Origin of the sequence: Microbacterium sp. R1, assembly GCF_015159725.1 — a bacterium.
Taxonomy (GTDB): domain Bacteria; phylum Actinomycetota; class Actinomycetes; order Actinomycetales; family Microbacteriaceae; genus Microbacterium; species Microbacterium oxydans.
Window position 1 is genome coordinate 148211 of record NZ_JADDUD010000003.1, and the last position, 13502, is coordinate 161712.

Below are 13502 nucleotides of genomic sequence, written 5' to 3' on the forward strand. Positions count from 1 at the left end.
GCGACACAACTGAGTGCTGAGTGACGAAGAAGGCCCCAGGGTTCGCCCTGGGGCCTTCTCCGTGCCCGGGTTTCACGCCATGCCGTCGACGGGGCTCCGGGCGCGGCGGGGTCAGTCGAAGATGTGCTCGATGATGCTCGAGGTGTAACCGGTCGGCGCCAGGTTCGAGTAGCGGGTGTCGATCATGACGTCGTCACGCCAGAACAGGGTGCGGCCGTCCGTCACGGGGTACTGCTCGTTGGGCCAGGTCTTCTCGCATCGGGTGCCGCCGTCCGGCGTGAAGCAGGAGAAGCCCTCGTTGTCGGCGAGTGCATTGAGCATGTCGAGCGCGGGACCGCGGTTCATCCGCGAGATGGTGGTCGTGAGCCTCGTGGTGTCTGCGCGCGGGTCGGCCCAATTGCAGGTGAGGGCGCCGTCCGCACCCACGCCCGAGGGTCCGAAGGCGGCGTCGTTGAGCGGGATGTCTCCGAGCTCGGCGAGCACGGATTCCGACAGGATCGCGCGGCAGTCGGTCGGGAGCGTGACGGCCTTGGCGGTGGGCATGGGGGAGGGTGTTCCGGGCCCCTCCGTGCTGGTCGAGTCCGGGCTGGGCGCGTCGCTCGCTGCTGAGGGCGCCGAGGACCCTGCTCCCGCGCCGGCTTGCGGAGTGCACGCCGTGAGGGCGATGAGGAGCGAGAGGGCCACGGCGGCGCCGGCGAGGCGGGGGTTCATGGCCACACCGTACTGCCCTCCGGCGTCGGGACGCGAGAGGATCGCGGTGTTGTCAGGGCGTCCCGGCACCGCGATAGTGTCAGCGGGTGAGCAACGTGACTTCTGCTGCCGGTTCCGTGGTCGTGATCGGCGATGCCCTGATCGATGAGATCCGTGATGATTCGGGGGTGCGCGAGCTCGTCGGCGGCGCTGCGCTGAACGTGGCCGTCGGCCTTCGTCGGCTGGGGGTCGACACCACGCTGATCGCGATGGTCGGTGACGATGAAGCGGGCGCCCACATCCGCGAGTACCTCGGGGATCACGGGGTGCGCCTGATCTCGAGCGAGGCCCCGCACGGCTCCTCTCGTGCCGTCGTACAGCGCGCGTCGAACGGCGAGCCGCAGTACGTGTTCAATGAGGCGGCGCAGAAGCGCAGCATCCGATACTCCGATGAGGCACGTCAGGCGATCTCCGACGCCGCGCTCGTCGCCATCAGCTGCTTCCCCTTCGATGTGCCGGCAGAGGTCGATGCCCTGGTCGATGCCCTGGGCGATGCGAGGGTCGCCGTCGACCCGAACCCGCGCACCGGGATGCTCAGCGATCGCGAGGAGTTCGTCCGCGGGTTCGAGCGGCTGGCGACGTCGGCGGCCGTCGTCAAGGTCGGCGCGGATGATGCAGCGATCCTCTACGACGGCGACCTGGACGCACTGCGGGGGCGCCTGCGAGACCTCGGAGCCGCTGCCGTACTGGCGACCGCGGGAGCGGACGGTGCCACGATCGATGCGGACGCCGGTGTCGTCTCCGTGCCCATCGCCCAGCTTCCCGGAGCCGTGATCGACACCGTCGGGGCGGGTGACGCGACGCTCGCGGCGGTCTCCGAGGGCCTGGTCTCGGCGTCGCCGTCCGACCTGGCGCAGTGGCGCGTGCTCCTGCTGCGAGCCATGGACATCGCCGCTGCGACCTGCCGCGCAGAGGGCGGCCTGCTGCGGACTCCGGAGTCTCTGGCCGACTCGGGGCGGGGCGTGAACGGCAGCTGACGTTTCGATTTCTTGCACCCGCCTCGGACAGGTATGCTTATCTCTCGTGCCCCCGGTTGGCTGTTCAAGTCGGACGGGTGCGCTCTGGCGAGTTACCCAAGCGGCCAAAGGGATCTGACTGTAAATCAGACTGCACTGCATTCGGGGGTTCGAATCCCTCACTCGCCACCACAATCAAGGCCCCGAGATCCGCGGAAATACGCGGGAGTCGGGGCCTTAGCTGTTCCCTGAACCGGCCGCGTGATAACCACGTGACACAGCCGGTCAGGGCGAGCCCGATCCCGGGCACCCGCGACAGCGTTCCGAGCATCCACACGGGTCGGCGTGCGTATCCGACGTCACCGCCGTCGTCGCCTGACCACGTCCGCTGCACGGCCCTCGACGGAGCGGACCGTGTGAATGGGGGACCGGACCTGCATCGCACGTCGACGGGCTCGACGAAGTCTCCCTGTTACGCGTCGTGAAGCCGGATATCCATCGACGACGAACGGTGACTGCGGACGGGCTGCAGGTACGGGCGAGCCCATAGATTTCGGGCAGAAGTCGACCCGAGGAGTCCCGTGCACACCGTCAGCATCCCAGCCGTCGCGCCATCGGCGCAGACGAGCATCACCCTGGCCGGGCGACCAGTCTCCCGGCTCGGCTTCGGCGCCGCCCGGCTCACCGCAGGTGACGGATGGGGGCGCGCCTCCGACGAGGGCGAGCCACGCCGGCTCCTGCGTGCGGCGATCGACGAGGGATACGACTACGTCGACTCCGCCGATGCGCTCGGTCCCGGCATCAGCGACGAGATCATCGGAGACGTCGTCCGTCCCTCCGAGAACGTGCTCGTCGCGTCTAAAGTCGGGATGCTGCGCACCGGTCCGCACGGGTGGGGTGTGCTCGGCCGACCGGACTATCTCCGTCAGCAGGTGCACGCCACGCTGCTCCGACTGCGCCGGGATCAGATCCCCCTGCTGTACCTGCACCGCATCGACCCTGCCGTCCCGCTCGCCGATCAGTGGGGAACGCTGCGCGAGCTCCGCGACGACGGGCTGATCGGTCACCTCGGTGTGTGCGAGCCGGACCTCACCCAGCTCGACGAACTGGTCGAAATCGAGGTGCCGGCGGCCGTGCAGAGCCTGTACAACATCGCGGCGCCGGCGAACGCGGTGGTCGCCGACAGAGCCGCGGAGCTGGGCGTGCCCTTCGTCGCCTACTGGGCGCTGATCGGTCGTGGGCTGGCGCGCAGCGAGTACGACCGGGTCTTCCGGGTGCTCGGCGCGGGGGGAGCACCGTTCGGATTGTCGGCAGCGCAGACCGCCCTCGCCTGGGCGCTGAGCACGCGTCCGAACGGACTCGCCCTCGTCGGGTCGCGCTCCCTCCGACACCTCGCCGAGAATCGACGTGCCCTGGAGTTGCGACTGCCGGATGATGTGACGAGTCGGCTGGCAACCGAGGTCGCCGATGCGCTCGGCGGCGTCGCCTTCGACCCGCGTCGCACGGCGGAGGACGAGAGATGAGCCTCGACATCCGACCCGGCACAGACCCGCTCGACGCGTATCTGGCCTTCGACACCGCCGCACCGCAGCGGGGGAGCATCCCCGCCGACGCCTCGATCGAGAGTGCCTTCGACGGTGCCGCGGACGGCACGCACGACCGCATCGCCGCGTCGGTGAGGGCTCTGCGCCCCGAGCTCGTCGCGCTCGCCACCGATCTGTACGAAAACCCCGAGATCGGCTTCCAGGAGGTCTACTCCTCCGGACGCATCGCCGACCTCCTCGACGCACACGGCATCGACGTCCAACGCGGAGCCTTCGGACTCGACACCGCTTTCCGGGCCACGGTGGGCGAGGGCGACGCGCACTTCGCGATCATCGCGGAGTACGACGCGCTGCCGGAGGTCGGTCATGCGTGCGGGCACAACATCATCGCCGGTCAGGCAGTCGGAGCCTTCCTGGCGGCACGGGATCATCTCGCGCCGGGCGGAGGGCGCCTGTCGATCATCGGTACCCCGGCCGAGGAAGGCGGGGCGGGCAAGGAGCTCATCATCCGCGCCGGCGGTTTCGACGACGTGGATGCCGCGGCGATGGTGCACCCGGGCGGAGGTACCAGTGTCTCCCCGGTGTATGGAGGCGGCACGAGCGGCGTGCGCCGCGTGCGGGTGACCTACCGCGGTCGCGCGGCCCACGCCGCGCTCAGTCCGTACCTCGGTCTCAACGCGCTCGACGCCGTGGTCACCGCCTACCAGGGCGTGGCGCAGCTGCGTCAGCACATCCTGCCCGTCGACCGGATCCACGGCATCATCACCGACGGCGGCGCGGCGGCCAACGTCGTGCCGGAGCGCGCCGCTGCGGAGTTCCTCATCCGCTCGACCGAGGTGGCGACGTTGAACGCCTTGACGCAGCGAGTGGTCGACATCCTCGAAGCGGCGGCGCTCAGCACCGGCACCACGGCGGAGCTGGACGTCGACTTCGAGCCGCCCTACCTCCCGCTGCGCCCGAACGTCGAGCTGAACAAGCGCTGGGCCACCGCCCTCACCCGGCAGGGCAGATCCGTCCCCGTACGGCCGGCGGTCGTGCGGCAGGGCGGCCCATCGACAGACATGGGCAACGTCAGTCAGTTCATCCCGGCGATACACCCGGCGCTCGGTCTGGGCGCGGCCTCCGACGTGCTGCCCCACAACGCCGCCTTCGCGGATGCCACCGTGCGTCCTCCTGCGTTCGACACGCTGGTCGACGGTGCGATCGGTCTCGCCGCGACAGCACTCGACTACCTCGCCGACGAGGGGCTGCAGGCGGCGGTCTCCGCCGAGTTCGTCGCGACCGGTGGACGGTACCGCTGGGGGGACGGATGACGGCGACAGCAGCGCTCGCACCGGCCACCCGGGTGCGCGGCATCCGTTTCGGGGGGTGGCTGCCGTTCACCCTGCACCGGCTGCTCGACGCGGTGATCGTGCTCTGGGCAGCGGCGACCCTCGCTTTCGTGGCGCTCAAGCTGATTCCCGGCGATCCGCTCGACAGCCTGCTCGCCGGGGTGCTCGATGCGCCGCCGGAGCTGCGCCAACAGGTCGCCGCGTATTACGGCCTCGACCAACCCGTGTTCGTGCAGTACCTCACGTTCCTCGCGAACCTGGTGCAGGGGGATCTGGGGATCAGTTACCAACGCTCCGCCCCCGTCACACAGATCATCTTCTCCGAGCTCGGTGCGACGGTCGAGCTCACGGTGACCGCCATGGCGATCGCCGGCATCGTCGCGGTGGGACTCGCGCTCGCCACTTCCGGACGTCGCCGCTCGGCGCGTCTGGCTGCGCAGGCGATCGAGCTGGTCGCGATCTCGGTGCCGTCGTTCTGGCTCGGCATCCTGCTGATGAACCTGCTCTCGTTCACGTTCCCGATCTTCCCGGCCTTCGGCGCCAATGGTCCCGCCTCCCTCGTGCTCCCCGCCGTCACCCTCTCGGTGCCGCTCATCGGGGTGCTCGCCCAGGTGCTCCGCGAGCGCATGGAGTACACGCTGCACGAGCCCTTCGTGACGACCGTCCTCGCCCGTGGTGTCTCGGAGAGTCGGCTGCGCTCGCACCACGTGCTGCGCCATGCCGCGATTCCGGCACTCACGCTGAGCACCCTGATCTTCGGCTCGCTGCTCAGCGGCGCAGCAGTGCTCGAGACCCTGTTCGCCCGTCCGGGCCTCGGCCGCATCGCCGTCTCCGCGGTCGCCGACCGCGACATCCCGGTGGTGCTGGGCACCGTGGTCTTCGCGGCCCTGGTGTTCGTGGTCGTGAACATCGTGGTCGACCTCGTGTACCCGCTGTTCGACCCGAGATTGAAGGAGGCGCGCTCATGACCGCTTCGGCCGTCCTGCAACCGGCCCCCGCCGACGGCCTCGTGCGCCGACGGGTGCATCCGCCGGTCGGCGTGCTCCTGGCGATCGCGGTGCTCGCCGCCCTGCTCGTGATCGGCCTCGCTCCTGGGGCCTTCACCTCATATGACCCGTTGCAGGGTGATCCGCTCTCCTCACTCCAGGCGCCGAGTGCGGCGCACCCCTTCGGTACCGATCAGCTCGGTCGCGACGTGCTCTCACGCGTTCTGCACGGCGCCCAGTACTCGCTCTCTCTGGGCCTGCTCGCGACGGCGATCGGCCTCGTCGGCGGCATCGTGCTCGGGGTCGCCGCCGGATACTCCCGCGGCTTGGCCGACCGGCTGATCAGCCGGTTCCTCGACATCCTGCTCGCCTTTCCCGAGGTGCTGCTCGCGCTGATCCTGATCACCGTGCTCGGCCCGGGGATGTCGAGCGTCATCTGGGCCGTCGGTATCGGCCGTATCCCCGGTGCGGCTCGCCTCGTGCGGTCTCAAGTGCTGCAGGTGCGCCGATCCTCCTACGTCTCGTCGGCCGTGGGGCTCGGGCTGCCGTCGCTCACGGTGGTCGCGCGGCACGTGGTTCCCAACAGTCTCGGCCCCGTGCTCGTCAACTCGGTGCTCGGCGTCGGGGTGTGCATCATCTTCGGCGCGTCGCTGAGCTTCCTCGGACTCGGTGCCGTGCCGCCCACCCCGGAATGGGGGCTGATGCTGTCGGAGGCCAGACAGTACCTCTCGCTCGCTCCGTGGGTCAGCGTCTGGCCCGGAGTCTTCATCACCCTGACCGTGGTCTCGGTCACGGTGACCGGCCGTTGGTGGCAGCAGAGCGTCGTCTCGCGGAGGAGGTCGCTGTGACCGTCGTCGATTCCCACCCCCTGGTGTCGACCGTCGACGAGGAAGCCCACGAGACGGCGATCGTCTCGGTGCGCGACCTGCGTGTGCGCTTCCCCGGGACCGTTGCCCCTGCGGTCGACGGCGTGTCGTTCGCCGTCGCTGCCGGACGCTGCGTGGCCCTGGTCGGTGAATCGGGGTCGGGCAAGAGTGTCACCGCGCGCAGTCTTCTCGGACTGTCCGGCCGCGGCGCGCAGATCACATCGACCGAGCTCCGCTACGGCGCGATCGACCTGAGGGGGCTGCGTGGTCGCGGATGGCGTGCCGTGCGGGGGAGTGGGATCGGCCTCGTGCATCAGGACGCGCTGGTCTCGCTCGATCCGCTGCGTCGGGTCGGAGCCGAGGTCGCCGAAGGTATCGATGGCATCGGCTCCCGGCGGGCGCGTGCGGCCAACGTCGAGGAGCTGCTCGGTCGCGTCGGTGTCCCCGAGCCTCGGATGCGCGCGCAGCAGCGTCCGCATGAGCTCTCGGGTGGATTGCGACAGCGTGCTCTGATCGCGTCGGCCATCGCGGGTGGGCCGCGCGTGCTCATCGCGGATGAACCGACGACGGCGCTCGATGTCACGGTGCAGGCGCAGATCATCGATCTGCTGATCGAACTCAAGACCACCGGCACCGGCATCCTCCTGGTCAGCCACGACCTCGCCGTCGTGAGCCGCATCGCCGACGAGATCCTGGTGATGAACCAGGGCGTGGTCGTCGAGCGGGGAGCTCCACGCACGATCTTCGCCGACCCGCAGCAACCGTACACGCGTCGGCTCATCGACGCGATTCCGGCCGAGCATCGTCGCGGCACGCGTCTTTCGACCGCTCCGCTGCCGGTGCTGCAGGAGCGGCGGTCATCGGAGGCCACCCTGCAGAGCGCGACCCCCGTGATCGAAGCCCGCGGCCTCCACAAGACGTACCGCGTGCCCGGTGGTGTCCTCTCGGCTCTCGACGACGTCTCCTTCGCCCTCCGCCGCGGCACCACCCTGGGCGTGGTCGGGGAGTCGGGCTCCGGCAAGTCCACGGCCGCGCAGATCGTCCTCGGCACCCTCGCCCCCGATCGCGGCGAGGTGGTGTTCGACGCGAAGCCCTGGTCGGGGATCCCCGAGCGGGAGCGACGAATCCGGCGTCCGCGCATCCAGTCGATCTCCCAGGATCCGCTCAGCTCGTTCGACCCGCGCTATGACGTGGCCGCGGTGCTCGGTGAAGCGATCGCCGCGGGTGCTGTTCCTCGCGAGCGACGTCGGGAGCGCGCCGAGGAGCTGCTGACCCAGGTCGGACTGACCGGTGCCGTGCTCGCACGCCGTCCCCTCGACCTCTCCGGAGGGCAGCGCCAGCGAGTCGCGATCGCGAAGGCGCTCGCGACGAACCCCGACGTGCTGGTGTGCGACGAGCCGGTGTCAGCGCTCGACGTCTCGGTGCAGGCACAGGTTCTCGACCTGCTGCAGGCGCTGCAGGAGCAGCTCGGCGTCTCGCTCCTCTTCATCAGTCATGACCTCGGCGTCGTCCGCCATCTGGCGCACGACATCGTCGTGATGCGGCACGGACGTGTCGTCGAGTCGGGCCCGGCCGACGACATCTTCGCCGCTCCCGCCCAGCCCTACACCCGCGAACTGCTCGCCGCCGTCCCGCGCCTCCTGCCCTGACCGCCCGCCCGACCACACCCGCACACAGCGACCAAGGAAGAACCCTCACCATGAACAGAACACGAGCAGCATTCGCGCTCGGCGCCGTCCTGACCGCCTCCCTCGCCCTGTCCGCCTGCGCCGGCGGCGCATCGGCGCCGTCGTCGTCGGATGCCGCGGACGCCTCGCCGGTCTCCGGTGGGACGCTCACCTATCTCGCGAACACCGAGCCCGGGACCTGGGACGGACAGAAGGTCCCTTCCCTCAACCTGAACTCGATCAACAGCAGCATCTTCGACCCGCTGGTGGTGCAGGCGGAGGACGGCACGTACAAGCCGCATCTGGCCACAGGGTGGGAGATCAGCGACGACGGACTGGTCTACACCTTCACGTTGCGCGATGACGTCGTCTTCCATGACGGAACCCCGTTCAACGCGGCTGTGCTCAAGCAGAACCTCGATCGACCGCTCAACGAGGTCGGTCTGGCGACTGCGGGCAATGCCATCGTCTCCACGGCTGTCCTGAGCGACGACGAGCTGCAGGTGACCCTGGGTCGCAAGAACGCCGCGTTCATCCACGCGCTCTCCACCCCGCACTGGCCGATCTACTCCGGCAAGGTGCTCAGCGAGCACACCGCCGCCGAGCTCGGGACCGACCCGGCCCTGTCGATCGGGACCGGCCCCTTCCGCGTCAAGGAATACGCGAAGGGATCCAAGCTCGTGCTCGAGCGCAATCCCGACTACGCGTGGGCACCCGAGACCGCGGACCACGAGGGGCCCGCCTACCTCGACGAGGTCGTCATCCAGTTCGTGCCGGAGACGCAGGCGCGCATCGGTGCTCTCAACTCGAAGCAGGCCGACGCGATCGATCAGGTGCCGCCGCTGAACATCGGCGAGGTCGAGGCGGCCGGCAACACCGTCATCACGCAGGACAACACGGGAACGCCCTACTATCTCGCGCTGAACACGAACATCGCTCCCTTTGACGACAAGAACGTGCGCCTCGCGTTCCGAGAGGCGATCGACATCGATGCCCTCCTGAAGAGCGTCTACGGCGGTGTCTACAGCCGCTCCTGGACGACGACCTTGCCCGGCACCCCGCCGGTCGGCGCCTACGACGAGAGCCTGGAGGGCTCATGGGGCTACGACCTCGACAAGGCGCAGGAACTGCTCGACGAAGCGGGCTGGGACGAGGTCGACTCCGCGGGCTACCGGGTCAAGGACGGCGAGCGTCTGCACATCGACTGGTACTTCGACAGCCTGTACGTGCAGACCGATCAGCGTCAGCAGCTCGGCGAGGCCATCGCCTCCTCGCTCAAGGACGCCGGATTCGAGGTCGAGCGCATCCCGTTCGACACCGCCTCCTTCACGGCGGCGATCGCGAAGAACGAGCACAACCTCGCTGACGCCTCCCGCGGCTACGCCGATGTGGGCACCTCCGTCTCGCCCTTCACCTCCAGCGCCGACCCGCGCAACGGCGGCAACGGCATCAACTACGGCCTGCTGAACGACGAGGTCATCGACGCGCAGTACGCGATCGTGCAGTCCGACGGCGACCCCGAGGCGCGCATCGAAGCGGCGCACATCGTGCAGGCCCGCATCCTCGACGAGGGCTTCGCGGTTCCGCTGTACATCCCGAAGAAGATCGTCGGCACCACTCCGGCCGTTCACGGATGGACCTTCGACGCCGTCGGCTACACCGACTCGTTCTACGACACCTGGCTCTCCGAGTGACGCACCACCCCTGTTGAGAGGAAAAGGACCAGCACATGCCACGCATCGATCTCTTCTACTACGGAGACGTCTCGCCCGGACAGAGTCCGGTCTCGCTCTATCGCGACATCGAGGAACAGGTGATCCTGGGTGACCAGCTCGGATACAACGGCGTCTGGATCACCGAGCACCACCTCACGATGCGCGGGGAGGTGCCGGACCCGCTGCTCTTCCTCGCACGACTCAGCGGAGTGACCAGCCGCATCCGGCTCGGGACCTCGATCGTGTGCGCCCCGTTCTACCACCCGATCCGACTCGCGGAGTCGGCGCTGCTGCTCGACGCGGTATCCGGTGGGCGGCTCGATCTGGGTGTCGGCAGCGGCGTCGGCTCGGAGGAGTTCTTCGCCGTGTGGGGGATCGACAAGGCCTCGTCCTCCGCGCGGTCGGCCGAGGTCCACGAGATCCTGCGGCAGGCGATCGATGAGAAGGTCGTCGACTTCGAGGGGGAGTACTACTCCTTCCACGGTGTGGAGATCTCGCCGCCGGCGGGGCGTCCCGCACGCGACCTCATCTGGACGGCGGCCGGCCGCAACGCGATCGGCCTGGCGGCTCGGCACGGCTACCGGCTGATGATCCCGCGTCCGCTCCCGCTGGAGGAACGACTGCGGTTCAGCCGCGAGTATCGCGCCACCGTCCCCGGCGGAGAGATCATCCATCTGCGATCCGGTCTCGTCGCCGAGACGAAGGACGCCGCACGCGCCGGAGCGCTGGAGTTCTTGCGCACGTACGCGCGGATCTATCTCGGTCTGGACTGGACAGGAGGGGTGGACTCCGAGGACTACGACGACATCGCCGAGCAGCTGAGCTTCGCGATCGGCACCGCACCCGAGGTCGCCGACAAGGTCCATGAGTGGAACGACCAGTTCGACGGCACCGAGCAGACCGCGATCCAGTTCCAGGGACCGGGGATCAGCCAACTGCAGGCGCTGACGGCGATCGAGCTGTTCGCGGCGGAACTGCCCGCGCTGCAGGCGGACGCCGTGCGCACGGCCGTCGACTATGTCGATCCCGGCATTCCCGAGCGCGCGCTCAGTGCCGGCCCTCGCGTGCAGGAGGCCCGCGGATGACCGCAACTACATCCTCCCCGTTCGGAGGCACCGACCTGCCCCTCGGCTCGACCACGATCGGTGACCGTCTGCGTATCGGCTTCATCACGCACCTCGACCACAGCGAGGATCCGCGATTCGTCTATCGAGACACGATCCGTCTGATCCAGGAGCTCGAGGAGCTCGGCTACGACAGCGCCTGGATCGCCACACGGCACTTCCACTCCGGGTGGGCGGCTCTTCCCTCCCCGTACGGGTTTCTGGGGGCGCTCGCCGCCGCGACGAGCACGATCGGACTCGGTACCGCGGTGCTGCCGATCATCCTCGACGATCCTGTGCGCGCCGCGGAGGAGGTCGCCGCGATCGACCATCTCGCCGGTGGGCGGCTGCTGCTCGGCCTCGGGAAGGGAGTCCCTTCCGACTCTTATCACGTGTTCCACACCTGGACGAATGACCGCGACACCAGCTTCGAGAATCAGATCGACCGTCTGCACTGGGCGCTCCAGGGAGGCGTGGTCGATGGGGGCACGGGCGCGATCTGGCCACAGAACACCGCGCTCGAGGGACGGCTGTTCCACGGCAGCTCGAACATCGACACGATCCGTTTCGCGGGGCGCACCGGCGACGGCTTCATCCTGGAGCGGTTCGGCAACGGGCCGGAGCGGCACCCTGATGCGCGGGCGGCATTCCAGCGGCGCCAGGCGGACTCCGTGCGAGAGTACCGTCGGGTCTTCGCGGACACCTGGGGATCGACGCGCACTCCCTGGGTCGTCACCTCCCGCTCCGCTTTCCCCGGCCGCACGACCGAGGAAGCCCTCGCGTTGGCCGGAGAGCGCACCGCCCGCTGGAACGTCGCCAGCGCTGCAGCCGGACGCGTGGATCTGTCGCTGTCGATCCCGGACCAGCTGCTGTCGGACAACTTCGCCTGGGGGAGCCCTGAGGCGCTCGCCGCCGATCTGCTCGCCGACCCCACGATCGCGCTGACCGACGAGCTGGTGCTGGGCATCCATCCGGCCGTGCTCGACAGGGCCGAGACGATCGATCGCGCCCGCGTGCTCCTGCGAGAGGTCGTGCCGCTGGTCGAGGAGGGGTGGCGCGCGCAACGAGCATCCGCGCTGGCAGAGGTGAACGCCAGAGCGGACACACTGCAGGGGGGCTGACGCGGCTCGAGTCGATTCGCAGAACGGGGGCGGGGCGGGGGGTCCCCGCCCCGCCCCCGCGAACGGTTTCCTAGACTGGAGAGATGCGACCGCTCACCGAAGCCGAAGTCCGGGCATCGTTCGTCAATGCGGACGATGACGAGCTGCGTCTGATGGAGATGCCTCATGACTTCCTGCTCGTCGACTGGGACTACCTCGACTTCTTCGCCTGGCAGGACCCCGGTGCGAGCCGTCGCGGCTATGTGCTGATCCCGCACGACGACGAGGTGATCGGGGTGGTGCTGCGTGCGACGGACCCCGGTCGCGCGAGGTCGGGCATGTGCAACATCTGCCACACGATGCAGCCGGGGAACCAGGTCGCCCTCCTCTCCGCCCGTCGAGCAGGCGAAGCGGGCAAGCGGGGGGATTCGTTCGGCACCTACATGTGCGCCGACCTCTCCTGCCACGAGAACGTGCGCCTCGCGCACCCGCTCGCACCGAACGAGGTCAGGTCGCCCGGTCAGGTCGACTTCCGTCTCGACGGCACGCGCCGGCGCATGGAGAGCTTCGTCTCGCAGGTCTGGGAGCGGGTCTGATCGCGGTTACGCTGGTGCGACACGTTCTGTGCTCGAAGGAGAAGCCATGACTGACGCCATCCTGTTCGCCGTCGAAGAGGGGATGGCTCGGCTCACACTGAACCGGCCCGCTCGGCTCAACGCGTTCAACGCCGACCTGGCGCACGCCTGGAAGGACGCGACGGCCGAGGCCACGTCGCGCACCGACGTGAAGGCGATCCTCATCGATGCCGCGGGTCCTGCGTTCTGCGCGGGAGGCGACGTGATCGACATGGCGACGACCATGGGCGCGTCCGGTGCGGAGATCACCGCGCTCGCCGAGGTCATCAACTCCGGCATCCGCTCGCTGACGGAATCAGCGGTGCCTGTCGTCGCCGCGGCCCACGGCACGACCGCGGGAGGTGGCCTGGGCATCCTGCTGTGCAGCGACTACGCCGTCGTGGGCTCGCGGTCGAAGCTCGGCAGCCTGTACGCGAACATCGGTCTGACCCCAGACCTGTCGGTCTCCGCTCAGCTCGCTCGTGCCGTCGGCCAGCGCCGTGCCCTGCAGCTCGTCCTGCAGGATCGGCTGCTCACCGCAGCGGAGGCCGTCGAGTGGGGACTCGTCGCCGAGGCCGTCGAGGGTGAGGACGCCGCCGCGGAGGCGGAGCGTGTGCGAGCGCGCGGTGAGGAGATCGCACGCTTCTGGCTGGCGGGTGCCGCCGACGCCTACGGTCAGGCGAAGAGGCTGGTGCGCGAGCAGCCGGAACGCTCCTTCGTCGAGCAGCTGGGCGAAGAGGCGCGCTCGATCGGTGCCGCCCTCGAGACACCCGACGCGCAGGCGAGGGTCGCGGCGTTCGCTGCGGCGTCGGCGAAGAAGACCGGCTGACCTCTCCTCCCCAGACCCGAAGGGTCAACCGACTTCCCGCG

12 protein-coding genes and 1 tRNA gene are annotated in these 13502 nt (G+C 69.2%); 12 read left to right on the plus strand and 1 reads right to left on the minus strand.

The window, feature by feature from the left end:
• Positions 1-111: 111 nt before the first annotated feature.
• On the minus strand, positions 112-780 hold the full coding sequence (locus ILP86_RS14475; RefSeq protein WP_308431948.1) for a hypothetical protein: 669 nt from the start codon (positions 778-780) through the stop codon (positions 112-114).
• A 17-nt stretch (positions 781-797) separates the two neighbouring features.
• Between ILP86_RS14475 and ILP86_RS14480 the strand changes: the two genes are divergently transcribed.
• The 12 genes from ILP86_RS14480 to ILP86_RS14535 all read left to right on the plus strand — a co-directional run bounded on the left by ILP86_RS14480 (position 798) and on the right by ILP86_RS14535 (position 13461).
• Positions 798-1727: a PfkB family carbohydrate kinase gene (locus tag ILP86_RS14480; protein ID WP_193762295.1), complete on the plus strand. Its 930-nt coding sequence runs from the start codon at positions 798-800 to the stop codon at positions 1725-1727.
• Positions 1728-1813: 86 nt separating this feature from the next.
• A tRNA-Tyr gene (locus ILP86_RS14485) sits at positions 1814-1898 on the plus strand.
• A 389-nt stretch (positions 1899-2287) separates the two neighbouring features.
• Entirely contained in the window at positions 2288-3229 is a 942-nt protein-coding gene (locus ILP86_RS14490; protein WP_193762296.1) for an aldo/keto reductase, read from the plus strand.
• Positions 3226-4563 carry a M20 family metallopeptidase gene (locus tag ILP86_RS14495; protein WP_113680592.1) on the plus strand — a complete coding sequence of 446 codons (1338 nt, stop codon included), beginning with the start codon at positions 3226-3228 and terminating at the stop codon, positions 4561-4563. The genes ILP86_RS14490 and ILP86_RS14495 overlap by 4 nt, the downstream gene beginning before the upstream one ends.
• A complete protein-coding gene (locus ILP86_RS14500) occupies positions 4560-5549 on the plus strand; it encodes an ABC transporter permease (RefSeq protein WP_193762297.1) in 990 nt (329 codons plus the stop codon). The genes ILP86_RS14495 and ILP86_RS14500 overlap by 4 nt, the downstream gene beginning before the upstream one ends.
• The gene (locus tag ILP86_RS14505; protein ID WP_193762298.1) at positions 5546-6415 is read left to right on the plus strand and encodes an ABC transporter permease; all 870 of its coding nucleotides are present in this window, start codon (positions 5546-5548) and stop codon (positions 6413-6415) included. The genes ILP86_RS14500 and ILP86_RS14505 overlap by 4 nt, the downstream gene beginning before the upstream one ends.
• Positions 6412-8082, plus strand: coding sequence for an ABC transporter ATP-binding protein (locus ILP86_RS14510; RefSeq protein WP_193762299.1), 1671 nt, complete (start codon positions 6412-6414; stop codon positions 8080-8082). The genes ILP86_RS14505 and ILP86_RS14510 overlap by 4 nt, the downstream gene beginning before the upstream one ends.
• Positions 8083-8132: 50 nt before the next feature.
• Positions 8133-9794: an ABC transporter substrate-binding protein gene (locus ILP86_RS14515; RefSeq protein ID WP_193762300.1), complete on the plus strand. Its 1662-nt coding sequence runs from the start codon at positions 8133-8135 to the stop codon at positions 9792-9794.
• Between the two features lie 35 nt (positions 9795-9829).
• Positions 9830-10900 carry an LLM class flavin-dependent oxidoreductase gene (locus ILP86_RS14520; RefSeq protein WP_193762301.1) on the plus strand — a complete coding sequence of 357 codons (1071 nt, stop codon included), beginning with the start codon at positions 9830-9832 and terminating at the stop codon, positions 10898-10900.
• The gene (locus tag ILP86_RS14525) at positions 10897-12039 is read left to right on the plus strand and encodes an LLM class flavin-dependent oxidoreductase (RefSeq protein ID WP_193762302.1); all 1143 of its coding nucleotides are present in this window, start codon (positions 10897-10899) and stop codon (positions 12037-12039) included. Before ILP86_RS14520 ends, ILP86_RS14525 begins: the two co-directional genes overlap by 4 nt.
• An 83-nt stretch (positions 12040-12122) precedes the next feature.
• Positions 12123-12614 carry an FBP domain-containing protein gene (locus tag ILP86_RS14530; RefSeq protein ID WP_058633240.1) on the plus strand — a complete coding sequence of 164 codons (492 nt, stop codon included), beginning with the start codon at positions 12123-12125 and terminating at the stop codon, positions 12612-12614.
• Between the two features lie 46 nt (positions 12615-12660).
• Positions 12661-13461, plus strand: coding sequence for an enoyl-CoA hydratase/isomerase family protein (locus ILP86_RS14535; protein ID WP_061017769.1), 801 nt, complete (start codon positions 12661-12663; stop codon positions 13459-13461).
• The last annotated feature ends 41 nt before the right edge of the window (positions 13462-13502 follow it).

Bases quoted from the DNA above. Each gene is read 5' to 3' on its own strand.
- ILP86_RS14495 (WP_113680592.1), top strand. From the start codon at position 3,226: ATGAGCCTCGACATCCGACCCGGCACAGACCCGCTCGACGCGTATCTG.
- ILP86_RS14500 (WP_193762297.1), top strand. From the start codon at position 4,560: ATGACGGCGACAGCAGCGCTCGCACCGGCCACCCGGGTGCGCGGCATC.
- ILP86_RS14505 (WP_193762298.1), top strand. From the start codon at position 5,546: ATGACCGCTTCGGCCGTCCTGCAACCGGCCCCCGCCGACGGCCTCGTG.
- ILP86_RS14515 (WP_193762300.1), top strand. From the start codon at position 8,133: ATGAACAGAACACGAGCAGCATTCGCGCTCGGCGCCGTCCTGACCGCC.
- ILP86_RS14520 (WP_193762301.1), top strand. From the start codon at position 9,830: ATGCCACGCATCGATCTCTTCTACTACGGAGACGTCTCGCCCGGACAG.
- ILP86_RS14525 (WP_193762302.1), top strand. From the start codon at position 10,897: ATGACCGCAACTACATCCTCCCCGTTCGGAGGCACCGACCTGCCCCTC.
- ILP86_RS14530 (WP_058633240.1), top strand. From the start codon at position 12,123: ATGCGACCGCTCACCGAAGCCGAAGTCCGGGCATCGTTCGTCAATGCG.
- ILP86_RS14535 (WP_061017769.1), top strand. From the start codon at position 12,661: ATGACTGACGCCATCCTGTTCGCCGTCGAAGAGGGGATGGCTCGGCTC.